At 37.4% G+C, this 792-nt stretch carries 1 pseudogene; it reads left to right on the top strand.

Features of this window, described 5'->3' with window-relative positions:
• Positions 1-5 precede the first annotated feature (5 nt).
• Positions 6-792, top strand: a pseudogene (locus C1H58_RS12100) (ISL3 family transposase); the annotation flags it as partial.

The following is a 792-nucleotide window of genomic DNA, read 5'->3' as shown; positions in this document are numbered from 1 at the left end:
TTGGAATTAATTTCCCCCCTTTCCCCCTCCCTCCAAATCTAGGATTACATGTACATAAAAACGTAAAGGCATTATTATACGAAGGCCAATTGACATATCATCCCCGTACTTGTGCGTGTTGTGGAATTAAAAATAATGCCCATTTAATTATTAAACATGGCTTTCGTAAAACGAAAGTTTATATGGGATTAATTTTTGAAAGACCTGCCTATTTAAAATTGAAGAAACAGCGCTTTTACTGTAAAGCTTGTCAACAAACCTTTACAGCTCAAACACCCTATATTCAGCCCCGATGTACGATCTCAAATGAGGTCAAACGCATGATGACGCGGAAACTATCTAAAGTCATCTCTGAAAAGGATGTCGCTGAAAGTCTGTGTGTATCACCTTCAACTGTCCATCGCCATTTAAAAGAGATAAGTGATTCGGTAAAGACGCAGGCACATCATGTTTTACCTGAGCACTTAGCTTTTGACGAATTCAAATCAACGAAAGATGTCGAAGGTGCGATGAGCTTTATTTACTGTGGTAGTGTAACCCATGATATCATCGATATTTTACCTGATCGTCGCAAACATAAATTAGAAGCCTATTTTTTAAAGTTCTCTAGAAAGCAACGTCAAAGAGTGAAAACCATCTCTATAGATATGTTTCCACCTTATATCGCACTCATTCAAGACTTATTTCCTCATGCGGAGATGATTATTGATCGCTTTCATATCGTGCAATCAATCGATGCCGAGTTCAAGTTATGAATGGTTTTAGGACAAAAGACAGACCTCAATATAATAA

The sequence above is a fragment of the Staphylococcus sp. 191 genome, assembly GCF_011174885.1.
GTDB classification, from domain to species: Bacteria; Bacillota; Bacilli; order Staphylococcales; family Staphylococcaceae; genus Staphylococcus; species Staphylococcus coagulans.
Note: the sequence above shows the minus strand (reverse complement) of the source record. Positions and strands in the feature narration are given on the sequence as shown.